At 51.6% G+C, this 18,524-nt stretch carries 12 protein-coding genes; 2 read left to right on the plus strand and 10 right to left on the minus strand.

All coding sequences use genetic code 11. From position 1 onward, the window contains the following. Window positions 1-9: 9 nt before the first annotated feature. From ACYVJQ_RS18335 to ACYVJQ_RS18355, 5 genes are all read right to left on the minus strand, one after another. Window positions 10-903: a hypothetical protein gene (locus ACYVJQ_RS18335; RefSeq protein WP_460894569.1), complete on the minus strand. Its 894-nt coding sequence runs from the start codon at window positions 901-903 to the stop codon at window positions 10-12. 100 nt (window positions 904-1,003) lie between these two features. After that, window positions 1,004-1,567 carry a hypothetical protein gene (locus ACYVJQ_RS18340; protein WP_460894570.1) on the minus strand — a complete coding sequence of 188 codons (564 nt, stop codon included), beginning with the start codon at window positions 1,565-1,567 and terminating at the stop codon, window positions 1,004-1,006. Between the two features lie 374 nt (window positions 1,568-1,941). Further along, complete coding sequence (locus ACYVJQ_RS18345) at window positions 1,942-2,781, minus strand: hypothetical protein (RefSeq protein WP_460894571.1); 840 nt, start codon at window positions 2,779-2,781, stop codon at window positions 1,942-1,944. A gap of 481 nt (window positions 2,782-3,262) precedes the next feature. Next, on the minus strand, window positions 3,263-5,140 hold the full coding sequence (locus ACYVJQ_RS18350; RefSeq protein WP_460894572.1) for a CocE/NonD family hydrolase: 1,878 nt from the start codon (window positions 5,138-5,140) through the stop codon (window positions 3,263-3,265). 61 nt (window positions 5,141-5,201) lie between these two features. Next, window positions 5,202-6,011: a PepSY domain-containing protein gene (locus ACYVJQ_RS18355; protein ID WP_460894573.1), complete on the minus strand. Its 810-nt coding sequence runs from the start codon at window positions 6,009-6,011 to the stop codon at window positions 5,202-5,204. Window positions 6,012-6,256: 245 nt separating this feature from the next. Between ACYVJQ_RS18355 and ACYVJQ_RS18360 the strand changes: the two genes are divergently transcribed. Continuing rightward, window positions 6,257-8,800 (plus strand): M14 family metallopeptidase, encoded by a 2,544-nt coding sequence (locus ACYVJQ_RS18360; RefSeq protein WP_460894574.1) that lies wholly within the window; start codon window positions 6,257-6,259, stop codon window positions 8,798-8,800. A 206-nt stretch (window positions 8,801-9,006) separates the two neighbouring features. Next, on the plus strand, window positions 9,007-10,455 hold the full coding sequence (locus tag ACYVJQ_RS18365; RefSeq protein ID WP_460894575.1) for a PQQ-dependent sugar dehydrogenase: 1,449 nt from the start codon (window positions 9,007-9,009) through the stop codon (window positions 10,453-10,455). Between the two features lie 127 nt (window positions 10,456-10,582). Here the strand turns inward: ACYVJQ_RS18365 and ACYVJQ_RS18370 are convergent, their stop codons facing one another. From ACYVJQ_RS18370 to ACYVJQ_RS18390, 5 genes are all read right to left on the minus strand, one after another. Further along, window positions 10,583-10,909 carry a Rieske (2Fe-2S) protein gene (locus ACYVJQ_RS18370; protein WP_460894576.1) on the minus strand — a complete coding sequence of 109 codons (327 nt, stop codon included), beginning with the start codon at window positions 10,907-10,909 and terminating at the stop codon, window positions 10,583-10,585. A gap of 968 nt (window positions 10,910-11,877) precedes the next feature. Continuing rightward, on the minus strand, window positions 11,878-12,279 hold the full coding sequence (locus ACYVJQ_RS18375; protein ID WP_460894577.1) for a hypothetical protein: 402 nt from the start codon (window positions 12,277-12,279) through the stop codon (window positions 11,878-11,880). 904 nt (window positions 12,280-13,183) lie between these two features. Then, window positions 13,184-15,718: a replication restart helicase PriA gene (gene priA / locus ACYVJQ_RS18380; protein WP_460894578.1), complete on the minus strand. Its 2,535-nt coding sequence runs from the start codon at window positions 15,716-15,718 to the stop codon at window positions 13,184-13,186. Between the two features lie 55 nt (window positions 15,719-15,773). Further along, complete coding sequence (locus ACYVJQ_RS18385) at window positions 15,774-16,250, minus strand: hypothetical protein (RefSeq protein ID WP_460894579.1); 477 nt, start codon at window positions 16,248-16,250, stop codon at window positions 15,774-15,776. Between the two features lie 186 nt (window positions 16,251-16,436). Beyond that, entirely contained in the window at window positions 16,437-18,470 is a 2,034-nt protein-coding gene (locus ACYVJQ_RS18390; RefSeq protein WP_460894580.1) for a thioredoxin domain-containing protein, read from the minus strand. Between the last annotated feature and the right edge of the window lie 54 nt (window positions 18,471-18,524).

Genomic DNA, 18,524 nt, shown 5'->3' on the forward strand with positions numbered 1-18,524 from the left:
GGTCAGAAATTAAAAGGTATAGCCTAGGTTAAGCGAGTAAAATGACTGAGGTTTTGACTCATCGCCTTCCAGTTTGTTAACCGGAATGGCAAAACGGTACGCCGGCTCAATATCTATATTTTTTATGCTAAACACCACGGGTACTTTTAAGGAATAGTTAAGCACCTTAAACCGCTTGGTGGTAGTGGTAGAGGTGGTAGTGGTGCTCCCTCCGTTTTTACCGCCTCCCAGAAGAGGATCTAAGGGGGTAATTGGTCCTTTCTTCTTGTTTTGGGTGGTAGTAGTATGCGTTTCTGAGAACTCCTGGGTGCCGGCTATGATACTTATTTTAGGGTCAAGGCCCACGGCGTTTTTGCCTTTCCAGAGGTTTTGCAGCGGAATGTAGCGCGAATTGTCCAGAACGGTGAACAGGTCACTGGAACCCCCAAAGACATAACTAGTAGTAAGGCCGGTATATAGGTATTTCCAGTCCAGGTTAATATTTCCCGTAACGGCGTTGGAGGTAACAGACTTTACCAGGGGCGTATTGGGCCCGAAGAAGAACCTGGAATAGCTCAATGAGCCATCTACCCGCTTGCCAAGGTTAAAGATATACCCGGCAGTAACATCGGTCTCGTCCACAAAGTCTTCGGTGTCAAACAGCTGGTAAGACATAGCCGAGATAAACAGCCCCGATGAGTGGGTATAGGTAAGGGAAGGGGCAATGTATGGGTATTGAATGGCTGTATTGCGGCCAAAGAAAGAGGCGTTGTTGGCGGCCTCCAGACCGATGGTCCACCAGCCTTTTTTAGAGGTAGAGTCTGAGGGAGCCGGCTCTTGGGGCAGAGCCGTTGCCGGGGCTGCCAAAGCGGGGGAAATGTACCCCAGGCTAAGCAGGAAACAGAATCCAATCAATTTTTTCATCTGTGTGGTCAGGTTTTAGGATTTATGGAAAACCAGCCTTTCTGAAACGGAAAGGCTGAGTAATGAAAAGAAAGTAGTAAGATTAAGAGAGTAGGCCTTTTTAGTTTTTGCCTACTTTAATGATTTTGCCAACACCTACAGCCCCGCCCACTTTAACCGGCCGTACCGCTTTGGCTGCGCCATTGGCCGCTTTCACAGCTCCGGTGGCGGCCCCTTTTACCGGGCGGGCAGCACTTTGCGGACGGGCCGCAGAACCTTTGCCAGAAAGATCTACTTTTTCAGGTTTAGACTGGCGCTTGGCGGTGGCTACCTCCTTAATGGTTTGCCCTTTGTCTTGCCCCTCTTCCTGCGTTTCTCGCGCGGTGGAGCTTACTTTCCTGCCTTGGCCGTCTTTCTCTTTTTTAGTCAGGTCCTGATCTGCCTCTTCTTGCCGGTCACGTTCTGCTTTCCTTTTTCTGGCGCTTGAATTTCCTTGGCCAAAAGCCGCCTCATTTTCAGGAAGGGCAGTAGAGGCATGAACAAGGCCATTGGCCTCACCCGTTACGGTGTTAGAGGCAAGAGCGGGAGACATGTCATTCTTTGCCAATTCGGTTCCAACAGGGGCTTGCGCAAAAGTGGCAGAGGCAGTGAGCAGGGCAGCGGCTAAAATAGAAAGTGCTTTCATGAAGCTGGGTGTTTCAGGTAATGAATTTGGTAATGCCAGGAAAGATAGGCCAAGACAACAAGGGTTGCGCTTATGGGGGGATTTCTTCCTGATACGGGTAATGTACGTTTTGTTGCTGTTTTACAAAAAAGGTGCCTAAAACAGCAACGGCCTTTCCTGGTATAGAAAAGCTTTTGGCTGCAAGTTAGTTCCTGATGATTCTGCTGGCGGGGACACGTTTTTCTAATGCTCCGTAAGCAGGAATGGAGGTGATTAACAACCAGTTAATACACATCCAGAGGCCAAATAGTGTTTTCATGTGTAGGTAGGGCGTTATAGGTAGAAAAATTTCCCACCCCTGCAAACCAGGGGTGGGAACGGGGGGACTTGGGGGACTAGTTTTTGCCTACTTTCAGGCCGGCGCCAACATTGGCTTTCACGTTCACGGGCTTCACCGCACCGGCGGCAGCACCAGTTACTCTTTTCACCGGACGGGTAGCAGAAGCACCAGTGGCTCTTACTTTGGCACTTCCTGAAGCTCCAGCTTTGGCGCTGGTTTTGGCTGCTTTCTCAGCTTTAAGGGTAGCAGCGGTTTTAACAGCCTCACCTTTGGCAACTCCTGCTTCGGTAGTGGTTTTGGCTACAGTGCTTACAGTCTGGCCGTGGTTATCGGCTTTTTCTTTGGTACCGTCCAGGTCTGCTTTGGCTTTCACCTTGGCTTCGGTTCTGGCTTGGGCGGCAGCCTCTTGTCTGGCTTTTTCCTGTGCTTTGGCTTCTTCTCTTTTTACTTTGGCAGCTTCAATTTCAGCCTTGGTTTGCACCTTTACATCGGCACGGGTTTGGGCGGCAGCTTCTTTATCAGCTTTATGTTGGGCTTTTGCTTCTTCTCTGCGGGCCTTGGCGGCTTCAATTTCAGCTTTGGTTTTAACGGTCACATCTGTGGTTACCCCGGCAGCTGCCTCTTTGGTGGCCTTCTGTTGTGCCTTGGCGTCCTCCTTACGGGTTTTGGCGGCGGCTTTTTGCTCAGCGCCTTTGGCCTTGGCTACTTCACTTACCGTAGCCCCTTTGCCAGTGGCATCTGTGCTTACGCCCACAGTGGTAGTGGTTTTAGCGGTGGTGCTCACCGTAGTACCATGTGAAGCATTTACGTTGGTCTGCTGAGTGGCGGTAGTTGTTTGGGCAAATGAGGTAGCGGCGGCTAAAAAGGCGGCGGCGAAGAAGGTTAACTTTTTCATCTTGTTAGGTTGTTTTAGTTGACTAAAGTGCGTTTTAAATGATTACTGTGTCAAAACTACTTTGTCAAGATGAAGAGAAGATGAAGAAATGCCTTCATGAAAATTTTTTTTCAAATATTTTTTTTGCGCTTGTTTTTGATATGTCTGATGAGAGAGTTAATGTATTGATAGTCAATGAAATGAGCAGGTTTTATAGACTGTTTGGGCCTAGGAAGAAATTTTCAGACGCCTGAAAAAAAGATGGAAAAATTTATGGGGACGTGCAGTTTATGAAGGACTTGAAAGGTGAATTTCATCTTTTGATTTACAAACAGGAGACCAGTATTTGAATCTGGAATCCCTTGAGGTTTAGTAAAGGAAAAGCATTGTGGGGCGGTAAGGCCTTTTCTATTTTAAGCCTAGTTTCTGAAAAACAGGCTTAAAACAGAAAAGGCCACCCTTTTTAGAAAGGGTGGCCTTTTTTGTACTGGTAAGTTTACAACTACAGCACTTTCACTTTTAAATAAGAAGGCTGTTGGGGGGTATGATAAACCCGGTGGGTGGCTTTCTTGAAATCCTCGGGCTTGGCTTCATAGATATTAGGCACAAACGTTTGGGGGTTGCGGTCCACCAGCGGGAACCAGGTGCTCTGTATCTGCACCATTACACGGTGGCCTTTCTTAAAGGTGTGTAGCAAATCCTGCAGGGGCACATTCACGGGGGTTACCTGGTTGGGCGTAAACGGCTCTGGTGTTGAGTAGCTGTTCCTGAACCTGCCGCGCAATACCTCACTGCGCACCATTTGCTGGTAACCACCCATTTTCACGCTGGCGGGGTTGTGCGGGTTCTGCACCGCCGTGTCTGGGTACACGTCAATAAGCTTCACTACCCAGTCAGCGTCTGTGCCGGTGGTAGAGACTTGTAGCGCAGAGAGAATTTCGCCGGCCAGGGTAAGGTCCTCCGTTAGAACATCGGTTTGGTACACCAACACATCTGGCCGGCGACCGGCGAAGCGCTGGTCATCGGTCATGTATTCGCGGGTCATGCCAATGGCGGTTTCCTCGGTAAAGGGCACCGGTTTGTTGGGGTCACTGATAAATTCATCAAAGCCCGGGCCGGTGACCGAAGTTGGTTTCTCAAAGCTTAGCTTCCCGTTGGCCACAAAGTACAGCAGGCGCTCCTGGGTGTTTTTAGGAGGCCAGGCGGCAAACTCGCGCCACTGGTTGGCGCCGGTGTTGTACATGTAGGCCTCAGGTAAGTCTGGGGTGCCTTTGCCGCTTCCTTTCAGGTAATGCCGGAAGAACTTGGCTTCAATGTTGGGCCGGTAGAACTCAGAGGTTTTCTGCGAGAAGGAAACTTTACCCAGGGTTTGGCCGGTGGAGCGGGCCCAACCTCCATGGAACCAGGGCCCCATCACAATGGTATTGTACGTCTTCGGGTTGTTCTTCTCAATGGTCTTGTACGTTTCCAGGGCGCCAAACAGATTTTCGGCGTCAAACCAGCCACCTACCACCATCACTGCCGGTTTTATGTTCTTCATGTGGGGCCTCAGGTTCATGGCTTGCCAGAAGCTGTCATAGTTAGGGTGCTGGATGATGTCATTCCAGAAGGAAACGTTGTTCTTCAGGTACTGCGTATTGGCATTGCTCAACGGACCCATGCGCAGAAAGAAGTCATAGCCGTCTGGGGTGCCGTGGTTGAACCGCGGGCCACCGGTAGGTGAGGGTTGAGGTCGCGGTTGCCCGAAGGAACTCAAGAAGTTAAAGGCGTGCGGCAGGAAAAAAGCGCCGTGGTGGTGAAAGTCATCCCAGAACCAATCGGTGACTGGGGCCTGCGGGGAGGCGGCTTTCAAGGCCGGATGGTTGCTGAGCAGCCCTACGGTGGTGTAGTAGCCGGGGTAGGAGATGCCCCATTGGCCCACGCGGCCATTGTTGTTGGGCACGTTCTTCACTAGCCAGGCAATGGCGTCATAGGTGTCAGTGCTTTCGTCCACGTCTTTTTTGCCTTTCTTGGCAATGATGGGCTTCATGTTCACAAAGTCGCCTTCGCTCATGTACTTCCCGCGCACATCCTGGTAAGCGAAAATATAGCCTTCGCGCAGCATGTCTGGTGATGGGCCCAGGCTGGTTTTGTACTTGTCTTCGCCGTAAGGCCCCACAGAGTAGGGCGTGCGGCTAAGCATGATGGGGTATTTCTGGCTTTTGTCTTTGGGGGCATACACCACGGTAAACAGCTTAGTCCCGTCCCGCATGGCAATCTGGTGCTCCGTTTTGGTATAGTTCTGCCGGATATAGGCGGAGTCTGACAGCGCCTGGGCCGAAGCCCCTACAGATGCCAACAGCAGCACTAATACCAGCCATTGCCGGAAAAATAGTTTCATAGAAGAATGTTTGTTAGAGTAGTAAATGGGAAATTAAGGAAAATCACGGCTACTGCCAATTTCAGTGAAGGGCCCTCTTTTTAGAAGGCGCCGCCTGTGCCTGTGTTTTCTTCTGGCGCAGCAGCCGTGAACTGGAACCGTACAAGATCAGCCCAGACATCACCGTGAGCACGCCAATAATAGAGAAGACGCGCAGAAGCCAGTTGCCTATGTGGTCACGGGTCTGATAGTCCATGGTGTGCAACATCCATAAGAAGTCAAAAACCCGCCATTTGTCATTCCTGAATTTGTTCACCGAGCCCAGCGCGGCGGCCACATAGACGGTTGTGTTGGTGGGGTGGGCCATGGTCACGGCCCAGGCCGGAAGCGGACTTTCCCGATACTCATGGTGCCCGTTGATGTTCGCGTCTGTGACCAGTTCCACTTTTTGGACGGTGGGGTGCCCTATAAAAGCAGCCTGGGCCATTTGAATAGCTTCTTCTTTGGTGAGGGAAGGCCTGAATTGACCTGTTCTGGCGTCGGCCAACTGGTAAACTGCCCCGGCGGCTTGGTGGCCATGACCTTTTGCCTGCGCCGAAAGGTGAGGTTGGTATTTGACCTGATAGGTGGCCTGGCCTAACACATTCACTACTTTGAAGTCTAGCAACTTGCTCTGGGCAGGAAGCTGGGAAAGTACCTGGTCTGGGCTTACCCAACCCGGCTGCCAGGCAAGGGTAGGGGCCTCTGCCCGTTGAAAGTCCCCATGGATTTCGTCCATGTTACTCCAGGTGAAGTAAAGGCCGCCTAACGACCAGGCCAGAAACTGCAGACCGGCAAAAAGGCCCAGGTACCGGTGCCACCGCCTGATTTGGTAACGGAAGTTTAGACGCATGAAGGACAAGATGGATGAAGTCCAAAGAAAGCAAGTTTTTCTCATTCTCCTTACATCCCATTACCACCCATTTTCTCTTTTTAATAGCTGTGGAATTGCCTTTCAGGAGGCTTGTCGCGTTTTAAGCCTGTTTTCCTAAAAACAGGGGTAAAACGCGCTCCCAAATCTTATTTTGTCATTGAAATTTTTAAACTTTGTTTGTCGCCTGCGGCCAGTGGCTGGCCTGGGCCTAGCTAAACCTTTCTATGATAAAATCTTTACTGAAGCTTGCCCTTATAGGGATCATGTTTGGGATGGGCCTTTCTGTAGGCAATGCCCAGAGCGCCCTGCAAACGCCCGAACAGTTTCTAGGCTACCGCCTGGGGGATCAGTTCACCTACCACGGCCGCATAGTAGATTACGTGCAGTACCTGGCCAGCCAGAACCAGGGAAAGATGCAGCTGCAGACCTACGGGCACACGTATGAGAAGCGCCCGTTGCTGCTGGCCACCATTTCCTCGCCGGCCAACATGCAACGCCTGGAGGAGATCAGAACCAATAACCTGAAAAACACAGGGCTACTCGCCGGCAAACCCACCGGGGGCAAACAACCGGCCATTGTGTGGCTGAGCTACAACATCCATGGCAATGAGTCGGTGAGTTCTGAGGCCGTATTGCAGGTGCTGTATGATCTGCTCAACTCCAACAATGCCCAGACCCAGAAATGGCTGGAGAACACCGTGGTGATCATTGACCCCTGCGTGAACCCAGACGGCCGCGACCGCTACACTATGTGGTACAACCGCGTGCGCAACCAACAACCCAATGCCTCGCCGTGGGCCTGGGAGCACCAGGAGCCCTGGCCAGGTGGGCGCCCCAACCACTATTATTTTGACCTGAACCGGGACTGGGCCTGGCAAACCCAGATTGAATCTCAGCAGCGGGCCGCCGTCTATAACCAATGGATGCCCCAATTGCACGCTGATTTCCATGAGCAGGGCGTAGACAACCCCTATTATTTTGCCCCTTCGGCGAAGCCTTACCATGACGCCATTACCCCTTGGCAGCGTGAGTTCCAGGGCATTATTGGCGAGTACAACCGCAAGCAGTTTGACAAAAACAACTGGCTGTACTTTACCCGCGAACGTTTTGACCTTTTCTACCCCAGCTACGGCGATACCTGGCCTACTTACCAGGGCGCCATTGCCATGACCTATGAGCAAGGCGGCTCTGGCCGGGCCGGCGTCGTGATTCAGAAATCTGACGGTGACAGCCTCACCTTGAGCCAGCGTATTGCCCATCACCATGCCGCCAGTTTGGCCACCATAGAGGCCATTTCGGATAAAGTAGACAAAGTAGTTTCTGAATTCAAGAAGTTCTATGCAGACGCCCAGACCAAACCCTTCGGTCAGTACCGCAGCTACGTCTTTAAAACCAAAGGCGAGGAAGGCCCCATCAAGGAACTTACCCAATACCTGGACCGCCAGCAGATTACGTACGGCTACGCCAAGGCCGGCGGGTCGGGCAAAGGCTTCAACTACGGCACGGGCAAAACCGAATCTGTTAAATATGAAACCGGTGACCTGGTGATCAGTGCCTTTCAGCCTAAATCTACCCTACTAAACGTGCTGTTTGAGCCCAATGCCCGCCTGGAAGACTCCGTGACCTATGACATTACCGCCTGGTCCTTGCCTTACGCCTATGGGTTAAAAGGAGCGGCCTTCACTAACCGCGTGACCATGTCTGAGACAAAGAAAGCCGCTGCCACGGTGGCTAATCCTGTTACGGCCAACGCGTATGCTTACATTGCCCATTGGAACGGCGTACAGGACCTTAAATTCCTGGCAGCCCTTTTAAAGGCGAAGGTGCGGGTGCGCTATTCAGAAGTGCCGTTTGAACTGAACAATGAGAAATATACCCCGGGCACGCTCATCATCACCCGTACCGGCAACGAAGGCCTGCGTGACAAGTTTGACCAATTGGTGACCCGCGCGGCAGATTCACTGGGCGTTAAACTGACTTCCTCTACCACCGGGTTTGTTACCAGCGGCGCTGATTTCGGGTCTAGCAGCATTAAGTACATCAAAGCGCCTAAAGTAGCATTGCTTACCGGCGAAGGCGTTTCTGCCTATGGCTTTGGCGAGATCTGGCATTACTTTGAGCAGCAAGTGGGCTACCCCGTCACCGTTCTGGGCACAGATTATTTTGCCAACGTGCCCCTGCATGAATTTGACGTACTTATTCTGCCTACCGGTTCTTACGGCAAGGTGCTGGATGAGAAAATGCTTGCCAAAGTGAAGGATTGGGTAAAAGCGGGCGGTAAACTCATCGCCATGGAATCGGCGGTTACTTTCCTAGCCGATAAACCCGATTTTTCCGTGAAAAAGAAGGCCGCTGACACCACCAACGCCAAAAAAGCCCCAGACGCCAGCGAACTGAAGAAATACGCCAACCGCGAGCGGGAATCCATTTCAGAAGAAGTGCAGGGCAGTGTGTTCAGGATAAGCCTGGACAATACTCATCCGTTGGCGTTTGGGTACGGCACCACCTACCCTGCCTTGATCAGGACCAATGCCTTGCCCCAGTTCATGCGTGATGCCTGGAATGTGGGGGTAGTGAAAAAACCCGTAGCCGCTACCGGATTTGTGGGGTCCAAGACCACCGCTAAGCTGGAAAACGGCATGGTGCTGGGTGTCCAGGAAATGGGCCGCGGACAGGTTGTGTATCTAATGGACAACCCTTTGTTCAGGGCTTTCTGGCAAGGCGGTAAGTTGCTGTTCGGGAACGCCGTGTTTTTTGTGGGCCAATAGCCTTTCATTTATTTTAAAACAGGAACGCCCGCTTTAGCGGGCGTTCCTGTTTTAAAGCCGTTTTTCTAAAAACAGGCTCCAAACGCTTTTTATAATGACGCATGATTAAAACCGAGGCTTCCAACTACTTGCCTTCAAAGCCCTGGTTTGTATCTTGCTGTCTAAGCCGAAGTCCTGTTACCTATTTAATTCCCCTTTTTGACTGTATGCGTTCTTTCCTAACCTCCATAGTCCCGCTGGCCTTGCTGGTGGCTACCAACCTCGGGTGTAGCCAAAACACTACTTCCACAACTGCCGCCACAGGAAATATGCCTTCTGGCGAAGCTCAGTTAACGGGCACTGACCTGGCGACGGCCCGCACCAATTACACCAACTACTGCGGCGGTTGCCACGGCCAGAACCTGGAAACTTTTGTGAACCGTAAATGGCAGCACGGCAATTCGCCGGAGGCCCTTTTTAAAAGCATTAAACACGGTTACCCCGAACAGGGCATGTTGGCGTATGACACCACCTTTACAGATGCTGAGATCAGACAGTTGGTAAGCTATATTCGGCAGGGCTTGCAGCCGGGCCAGAAAAAGCAAGCCACAATTGGTACGGTATACCGCGCCCAGGACCTTAGTTTTACCTTAGATACCGTGGCCACCGGGCTGGACGTTCCCTGGGCCATGGCGTTTCTTCCTAACGGCGAAATGCTGATTACAGAGCGGTCAGGTACATTATACCGGCTTACCAAAGGCCGGCAACTACAGAAAATAGAAGGTGCTCCTGAGGTACTGGCCCAGGGCCAGGGAGGGCTCCTGGATATTGAGCTGCACCCAGACTTCAGCAAAAACCAAGTTGTATTCCTGTCATATTCGGCGTTTAAGAAAGAAGACGGGCAAACCTTGTCTACCACTGCTATTATGCGCGCCCGCCTGGAGGGAAATAGCCTGAAAGACCAGAAACAGATTTTTGAGGCCCAGCCCTACGCCAGAACCCGCCACCATTACGGCTGCCGGATGGAGTTCGGGCGCGACGGCTACCTGTATTTTACTATGGGAGACCGGGGCGGCACCAAGGTGAACCCGCAGAACCTGACGGTACACGCCGGCAAAACGCACCGCATCAAAGAAGACGGCTCCATTCCGGCAGACAACCCGTTTGTGGGGCAGGCAGGGGCCATGAAATCTATCTTTACCTATGGCAACCGCAATGCGCAAGGGTTGGCATTGAACCCGGCCTCCGGTGACCTCTGGCTGCATGAGCACGGGCCCAAAGGAGGGGACGAAGTGAACATTGTGAAAAAAGGGGCCAATTACGGCTGGGCCGATGTCACCTACGGCATAGATTACAACGGTACCAAAATCTCCGATATCCAGAAGAAACCCGGCGTCACTGATCCTATCCATATCTGGGTGCCATCTATTGCGCCCTCGGGTATGGCCTTCCTGACCAGCGATCGCTACAAAGGCTGGAAAGGAAGTCTGTTTGTGGGTTCTATGAGTTTTAAATTCTTGAGCAGGCTCAAGGTGGAGGGAAACAAAATTACCGGGGAAGAAAGGCTTCTCCAGGACATTGGCCGCGTGCGCGATGTGCGCATGAGCCCAGACGGATTCCTCTACATTGCGGTTGAGAAACCAGGCATCATCTATAAGCTGGTTCCGGTGAGTTAAAACCCTGGAACTTCACTGTAAGGAGATTCCTTTTCTGCTTATTTCTAAAAGAGCGTTCCTGTTTCAAGCCCGTTTTTGGTAAAACGGGCTTGAAACAGGAACGCTCTTTTTAAGGCAAAGGCAGGGCTTACTCGGGTAGCTGCACATACACCCCATCTTCCCGGGTTTCCAATTCAAATCGTTTCAGGGGTCTGGTACGGCCACGGCATTCCTCTCCTGAAATCAGGTGGAAGCGATAGCTGTGCCAGGGGCAGATAATCTCATTGAGGTAATTGGTGGTGCCGCGGCTAAGCGCATCGCCCAGGTGTGGGCAAAGGTTCTCTACCGCGAAGATCCCCGCTGAGGTATGGGCCAGACAGATTTCCTGGCCACCTGCCATCAGGGCTTTGGTACGGGTAAGGGGAACCTGGGCCTTGGCTTCGGCCTCGCTGTCAAAGATTTTAATCCACGCCATACATAAGTGAAAAGCTGTTTTGGGCCTGTTTTCAGGAAAGTACGCGTAAAACAGAAAGGAAGGAAATAGAAAAGGCTATAAAATGAAAAAGCCCGGAAAAACCGGGCCCCTTACACCAAACTAACAAACAAAACTTTTTTTCAAACCTAAATGCTAAACAGTTCCGGGGAAAGCAGCCAGCTGAGAGGGAATTCAGGGGCTGTGGCCTTGTTTAGTGATACAAAGATGCAGGGTCTTTTCAGGGGCTACAACCCAAACAGGAAGAAGCCGTTCATTTTCTGCCTGAACCCCGCAAAACCCGGAGTGAAATGGAAAGGAGGGGAGCGAAGCAGGAAAACAGTACCCTTAAACCGCCTAACCTCCGCCTGAATTGGACCTGACAGGTGATGAGCCGGAAGAGGCCTCCTACTTCATATTATAACCTGGCGCGAGTACTAACCTTGATATAATTTGCCCCATGTAAGCGCCTGGAAATGCACACCCGGTAAATGAAAAAGCCCGGAAAAACCGGGCCCCTTACACCTAACTAACAAACAAAACCTAAATTCTTTTTTAAGCTGATTCCCTCAGCTGGGACCTACAGACACGGCTCTAATTCCTCAAAGGCGCGTTGCCCACAGTGGGGCAGTTGTCTGGGTTGGTGTTACAAAGATGCTAGGTGTTTTTACGGATACCAATGCAAACCAGAGGAAGCCGGCATTTTTGCTCCTGAACCCTGCCAGAAGCAGAATGAACCTGGAAAAGCCGGGACCAAAGAAGAATAGTTATACTTTAGAAATGGGGATATTTTTAGCCAGAGGCCTATTTTGGCGGAAAAGCGCTTACCCCAGAGGGCATAAAAAAAGCTTAAAAGTAGTCAGTTACCAGAGCGCAAGCGGATAGCTGATGACTACTTTTAAGCTGAAATAGAGTGTGAATGTAAGGTATTTAACGGGCCTAAATCCTTAAGGTTTAAGCGGGTATGAAAATTACTTAGATTTTTTTACTAATAATGCCTCAGGCTGCTCCAGGAGCATTATTTTCAAAGAACTTTCTCCGGCATTCCAGTTTTTATAATGGGTCAGGTCTATCCAAAGGCGGTCGCCAGCTTTCACTTGTATCATTTTTTCCTGACCGTCTGAAGTGACTACGCGAAGGGTGCCTTCAGAGGCGGCGTAAGCTTCTTGGTCTGGGGTGGCGTGGAAATCCAGGAACTCACCTGGCGCCAAGTCCAGGGTCATGATGCGAAGCGAGTTGGTTTTCAGGACCTGCTGGAAAGCCTTGGTCACTGCGGGGGCGGTTCCTTTTGCCGGGCTATTTCCTGCCATAGCAGGAGCCACTTGGAACAATAAACTAAAAGCGATGAAGGCGGTGGTGATGTAAGTTTTCATAATTTTTTATGGTTAAATTTTTTAAATTTTTTTAGAAGGGTTTGACCAATTCTGGACTAGTGCCTTTGATTATATAGATGCAAATTTCAACAAACCGTTGCTTGGTTGTATGTTAATGATTTGTTAATGCGCTTAAAATGAGGATGAAGCCGCAGAAACCACTACTGAGCCGGCTTAAATTCAGGATGAAGGAGGAGGGCGGTTTAGTAAGTTTTCAGGTGAAACGCCTGAGAAGATGGGTTTATAGAAATGAAGGAGGAAGGAGACTGTTTAAGAAGAGGTAAGGGATTGGTTTAGTGACGGTTGCTTACGCTGATTGGTGTTCCTTTGGGCCAGCGACTTCGCCGTTGTTGGTGTTCTCACCAACAACTAAAACTGCCTCTCAACTTGCATTTACCTTGTTCCCGCATTTCCGCCTGCTGCTGGCGTGGTGTCTGCTGTCGCCTTAAGTCCTTATGCTGTATTGTTCCATGGTTTCCCTTCGAGCGCTCACGGCCGCGGGGCCCCGTCTTTCCCCCTCGCACTGCCCTTGCGGCCGAGTTGTAGTCTGCTCTTAGCTTTGGTATTGCAGGGCCACAAGCGAGGCGCTCGAAGTAAAGACTGGAACTGGGAAAATGCGTGGGGAAAGAGGTTATATAGAGGGTACTGACGTTTTTGAGCACGTTTTTCGGGAAACAGCCTCAAATCGCACTATTGCCTCTCAAACCCAAATACTACTTACTAAACGCTGACTCTCCCCTTGAGGGGAGCGCAGAGGGGTGTTTACACTGGAGAACACGCATATCGTCCCCCTTTGAAGGGGGTAGGGGATGATTTCTCCTGCTGATCAACTCAGAACTCAGCACAGCTGTTTTGTTCTAAGCCCGTTTTCCCAAAAACAGGCCCAAAACGGCAACCAAATACCTTACGATGGATCTACATCAATCACCACTCGCAGTTGCTTAAACTCCTTGTTCTGAAGAAGTGCCTGCACTGCTTCCAAAATCTGATTCTTGGAATGCTTCAGGTGGCCGCTTTCGCGGTCTAATTTCACGTGGATCTCCTGGAGGAACTGGTTTCTGATCTTGAAGATGTGCGGGGCTTCCGGGCCCAGCACGCCGCCCCGGCCTATCCGGTCAGTAAGGTCTTTGGCCAGCAGGATGGCTGCCTGCTCGCAGGGACGGGCCTCAGGGTGTTTGATCGTCATCCGGATCATGCGCACAAAGGGCGGGTAGCGGAATTTCTGGCGTTCGCCAATCTCCTGCTGGTACAGGCCTTGGTAATCGTTCTCAATGACCCGCTGGAAAATAGGCTGGTTGGGGTTGGCCGTCTGAATGAGTACTTTGCCGTTCTTGCCCTTTCGGCCGGCCCGGCCACTTACCTGCACAAACAACTGGAACGCCCGCTCATGGGCCCTGAAATCTGGGAAATGGATAATGCTGTCGGCGCTGAGAATGCCCACCAGGCTCACGTGCTCAAAGTCCAGGCCCTTGGTCACCATCTGGGTACCCACCAGAATGTCGGTGCGCTGCATCTCAAAGTCTTCAATGATCTGCTGGTGGCTATTTTTACGCTTGGTGGTATCCAGGTCCATGCGTTGGATGCGGGCTTGGGGCAGAATCAGTTTTAATTCGTCTTCAATCTTCTCCGTGCCGAAGCCCACCGTTTTGAGCATGGTGGAACCACAGGCGGGGCAGTCGTTGGGTTTGCGTTCGGTGTAGCCGCAATAGTGGCAGCGCAGCTCATTGGAGAACTTATGGTAAGAAAGGCTCACGGCGCAGTTGCGGCACTTGGGTATCCAGGCGCAGTCATTGCAGTCAATGAAGGGTGCGTAACCTCTGCGGTTCTGAAAAAGGATGACTTGCTCATGGCGGTGCAAGGTATCCTCAACGGCATGTACCAGTTTCTGGGAGAAGTGGCTGAGCATGTTCTTGCGCAGGCCTTCCTGGCGCACGTCTACCAGCTCTACCTGGGGCAAGGTGGCTTCGCCGTAGCGCTCCAACAGGTTCACCAAGCCCCACTTTCCGCTCTGGCAGTGGTAATAGGTTTCTACCGAAGGCGTGGCCGAGCCGAGTAAAGTCTTGGCCTGGTGAAAATGGGCCATCATGAGGGCCACCTCGCGGGCGTTGTAGCGCGGGGCGGGGTCATGCTGCTTGTAAGAGGGCTCATGCTCCTCGTCCACAATCAGCAGGGATAAGGAGTGGAACGGCAGGAAAACCGAAGAGCGCACGCCTACCACTACCTGGAATCGGCCCGAAAGAATACCGTTCCAGACCTCTACGCGCTCATTGTCAGAAAACTTGGAGTGATAGACGCCCAACCGGTCACCGAACACCCTTTTCAGGCGGGTCACAATCTGGGCCGTCAAGGCAATTTCTGGAAGCAGATATAACACCTGTCCGCCGGCTTCCACGGCTTTCTGGATCAGGTCCATGTAAATCTCGGTCTTGCCGCTGCCGGTAATGCCGTGCAACAATACGGTGTCTTTTTCGCCAAAGGTCTCTAGCACCGCATCGCGGGCGGCTGCCTGGGCCGGCGAAAGGTCTGAGCTCAGATACGGGCCTCTACCTTCGGCCATAGGGAAACGGCTTACCACCACATCAAACTGCTCCAGAATGCCATGCTTAAGCAAAGTGTTGATGGCCGAAAGCGACAGGTGCGGGTTGGAGGTAAGCAGGTTCTTCTCTATGCCTTCCTCATTGGTCCTTAAATTCTGGAGGATAGGCGAAAGCTGCACGTACTTGAGCAGCACGTCCAGTTGTTTGGGTTTAGACGCCAGCTGGTTGAAAAGCTCCTCCAGGGTTTCCTCACTGGTGGTGTACCCTGCGGTTAGGCGTACTTTCTTCACAACCTTGGGGGCATATTTCTCGGCTATCTCTTCATAGATGATGATCACCTCTTTGAGGAGCAGCGACTTAATGATCTTATGGAAGCTGGTGAGCTGCAGGAGCTGGCCTACCTCAGTGAACGTAAGGCTCTGCTTTTGCCGCAGCGCGAAGATGATCTTCTCCTCATGGCCCGTGAGCGGCCATTCATTGGTTTCGTCGTTGAACTGGGGGTGCAGCTGAATTTGGGACTCACTGCTGAGTTTGAGGGCGGAGGGCAGGGCAGCGTTGATGACCTCACCTAGCGTGCACATGTAATACTCGGCCATCCACTGGAAAAGCTTGAGTTGCGGCTCGGTGACTACCGGCTTCTCGTCAATCACCTCCAGCAGGTATTTGGCTTGGTAATCTTTAGGCGGCGTTTCATGCACCCGCGCCACGACACAACTCAATACCTTCTTAGAGCCAAACTGCACCAATACGCGGGCACCCACCATCACCTCCTCACTCATCTGGTACGGGACGCGGTAGGTGTACAGCTTGGGAAGGGGTAAAGGTAAAATGACGTCCGCGAACAGGGTGACCCGGTCGTGGACGTCATCAGTAGGTATATGGAATTCTAATTCGGGAGTCAAGGCGGCCAGTTTAGGCCAAAGTTCGGAAAAACAGACCGGAAACGGAAGGCTTTCCTTATTTCACCTGAAAGTCTTCCACCAATAGGGTTACCTGTTTCTGGTCTTGGGCCCTTGCCGGAAGCACTTCGGTATAAAGCAGAACTGGCTCATCTTTGCGAAGCTCTATGGCCAGCTGGTCTACCAGGGTAGATTTCACGGGTAGCCAAACTTCCTTGTCCCCAGATTTGAAGAGGAGTTCTTTGCGATATTGACGGATACTGGCTGGTTTCAAACCTTTTTCTTCCATCAGTTTAATGTTGTCTAGGGTGACGTTGCGCTCCTGCCCTTGGAACACCAGAGACACCCGGCAGGCAGGTAAAACAACTTCGCCGGAAGGTGCCTGAGAAACCGCCGGTGAATTTCTTTCCAGGGCCTCCAGGGTAGTTTCAGGGTGGGTTTTCTGCAAACGCTTCCAATAACCGTTGCCGTTCTGGGAATAAGCGGACGCCGTAAGGACCAGCATAAAGCCGCCTAGCATAAGTACCTTCTTCACAAATATATATGGGTTTAGTTTCTGGGAGTGCAACAGAAACTAAACCCACCAAGTTCTACCCAAAGTGTAAAAATGCCATTTTATAACTATAGCCACACAACTCCTTCTTTAAGTGCCACCGCAGGAGGAAATCCCGTTTCCTGGGCTTCGCAGAAAGCTGTTGTTTGAGCTTGTTTCCAGGGCAATTTACATGCGTTCTATCTGTTCCAGCGCCTCGGCCACCGACTGCACGGGCAGTTGGCAGGACCGGTTATAGCAAACGTACAGCGTGGTCCGCCCATTTTGAGCCACCCGGTCCTCCAATAAAGGTAACAGGGAATCGTCTTCTTCTTTGCTGCCCGCCATTAGGGCATTCGGCAGAAAATGCTGTTGCAGCAGTCCCCGAAACGCGTGTGCCTCTGGGCCAATAATCGCGATTTCAGCGGCTGGCTTTAATTTCAAGTAGTAGAGGCAGGCCCAGTTAGCCAAATGGGTTGGTTCCTGTACCACCAGGTCGCGCACCGCAGACAGCATCTTGTCTGAGAGGAGGCTATAGTGGTCCTTAGCCAGGAAGAGCCCCAGAAAGTGCAGGTTCATGGCCATCACTGAATTGGAAGCCGGCACCACATTGTCAAATATTTCCTTTTTGCGGGCAATCAGTTGTTCCCCAGCGTTACTGATGAAAAAGAACAGGTTTTCAGTTTCATCAAAGAAATGCGCCAGGGTATACTTGGTCAGTTGATTGGCTTCCTTGATCCAACGTTCTTCAAACGTGACTTGGTAAAGGCCTATGAGCGCCTGAATAAGCAGCGCGTAATCTTCCAGAAACCCGTCTATAGTGGCTTTGCCTTCTTTATAGTTATGGAACAGACGGGCCTCCTGCTTCAGGTGCTGGAGCAGAAAGTGCGCGTTGGTACAGGCCAATTCCAGTATTTTGGCTTCGCCGAAGGCCTGGTAGGCATCAGTGAGGCCTTTAAGCATAAGGGCGTTCCAGGAGGTAAGGATTTTGTCATCAAGGCCGGGGCGCACGCGTTGGCTACGGGCCAGCAGTAACGCATCTTTCCAGTTCTGCACGTGTTCCTGTAGTTCTTCCAAGGTAAGGCCCTGGTCGGCGGCAAATGCTTCATCCGTTTGCCGGCGGTGCAGAATGTTCACGCCATGTTCCCAGTTGCCGGCGGCAGTAGTGTTATAGTAGAGGCTGGCCAGAGTTACTTCTTCTCCCAAAATGTCTTGCATCTGCTCCTGCGTGAAGACGTAGAATTTCCCTTCCTCGCCTTCGCTGTCGGCGTCCAGGGAAGAGTAGAAGCCACCCTCGGGGCTGGTAAGCTCGCGTTCTACAAAGGAAATGGTTTCCATAGCTACCTGGCGGTAGAGTTCGTTGCGGGTCACCTGATAGGCTTCGGCGTACAGACTCAGGAGTTGGCCGTTGTCATAGAGCATCTTCTCAAAGTGCGGGGCCAGCCATTCCTCATCCACTGAGTATCTGGCAAAGCCCCCACCAATTTGGTCATAGATACCCCCAAACGCCATCTTCTCCAGGGTAAGGTTTACCTGTTCCAGGGCCTCCGGATTCTGGGTGTGGTGGTAATAACGCAGCAGAAACCGCCAGATACTGGGCATGGGGAATTTGGGGGCCTGCATGGTGCCACCGCGTTTCTTATCAAATTTGGCGTGCAGGTGGTCAAAGAGTTGCTTCAGACCAGATTCGTTAAAGTCAGGGTTGGCTTCTTTGAGCCCGTATTTTCCCAACTCGCTCTGGTTCAGGTGTTGCACAAACTGGTCTGCAGATTTATCCAGTTCCGACCGACTTTTCTGGTAGGCATCTGTGATGCTTTCTAACAGTTGTATCCAGTTTTTAGGGGGATAGTAGGTGCCGCCGTAAAAAGGCTTGGCGTCTGAGTTCAGAAAAACATTTAAAGGCCAGCCGCCCTGAACACCCATGGCCTGCAGGGCATCCATGTACACTTGGTCCACATCGGGGCGTTCCTCGCGGTCTACCTTAATGCAGACAAAGTTCTCGTTCATGACCTGGGCCACCTGCTCGTTTTCAAAAGACTGATGTTCCATGACATGGCACCAGTGGCAAGCGGCATACCCAATGCTTACCAGAATAGGTTTCTGCTCGTCTTTGGCTTTCTGCAACGCTTCCGGCCCCCAAGGGTACCAATCTACCGGGTTATAGGCATGCTGCAATAAGTAAGGGCTTGTTTCCTGGGCCAAGCGGTTGGGCTTCTTTTCCATAGGGCGTAGGTTAGATTAGCGGCGTTTTGAGCCTGTTTTTCTAAAAACAGGCTC

The sequence above is a fragment of the Rufibacter soli genome (assembly GCF_054781795.1).

Coding starts and splice junctions, on each gene's coding strand:
- ACYVJQ_RS18360 (WP_460894574.1), top strand. CDS start 6,257: ATGATAAAATCTTTACTGAAGCTTGCCCTTATAGGGATCATGTTTGGG.
- ACYVJQ_RS18390 (WP_460894580.1), bottom strand. CDS start 18,470: ATGGAAAAGAAGCCCAACCGCTTGGCCCAGGAAACAAGCCCTTACTTA.
- ACYVJQ_RS18345 (WP_460894571.1), bottom strand. CDS start 2,781: ATGAAAAAGTTAACCTTCTTCGCCGCCGCCTTTTTAGCCGCCGCTACC.
- ACYVJQ_RS18355 (WP_460894573.1), bottom strand. CDS start 6,011: ATGCGTCTAAACTTCCGTTACCAAATCAGGCGGTGGCACCGGTACCTG.
- ACYVJQ_RS18365 (WP_460894575.1), top strand. CDS start 9,007: ATGCGTTCTTTCCTAACCTCCATAGTCCCGCTGGCCTTGCTGGTGGCT.
- ACYVJQ_RS18375 (WP_460894577.1), bottom strand. CDS start 12,279: ATGAAAACTTACATCACCACCGCCTTCATCGCTTTTAGTTTATTGTTC.
- ACYVJQ_RS18340 (WP_460894570.1), bottom strand. CDS start 1,567: ATGAAAGCACTTTCTATTTTAGCCGCTGCCCTGCTCACTGCCTCTGCC.
- ACYVJQ_RS18370 (WP_460894576.1), bottom strand. CDS start 10,909: ATGGCGTGGATTAAAATCTTTGACAGCGAGGCCGAAGCCAAGGCCCAG.
- ACYVJQ_RS18350 (WP_460894572.1), bottom strand. CDS start 5,140: ATGAAACTATTTTTCCGGCAATGGCTGGTATTAGTGCTGCTGTTGGCA.
- ACYVJQ_RS18335 (WP_460894569.1), bottom strand. CDS start 903: ATGAAAAAATTGATTGGATTCTGTTTCCTGCTTAGCCTGGGGTACATT.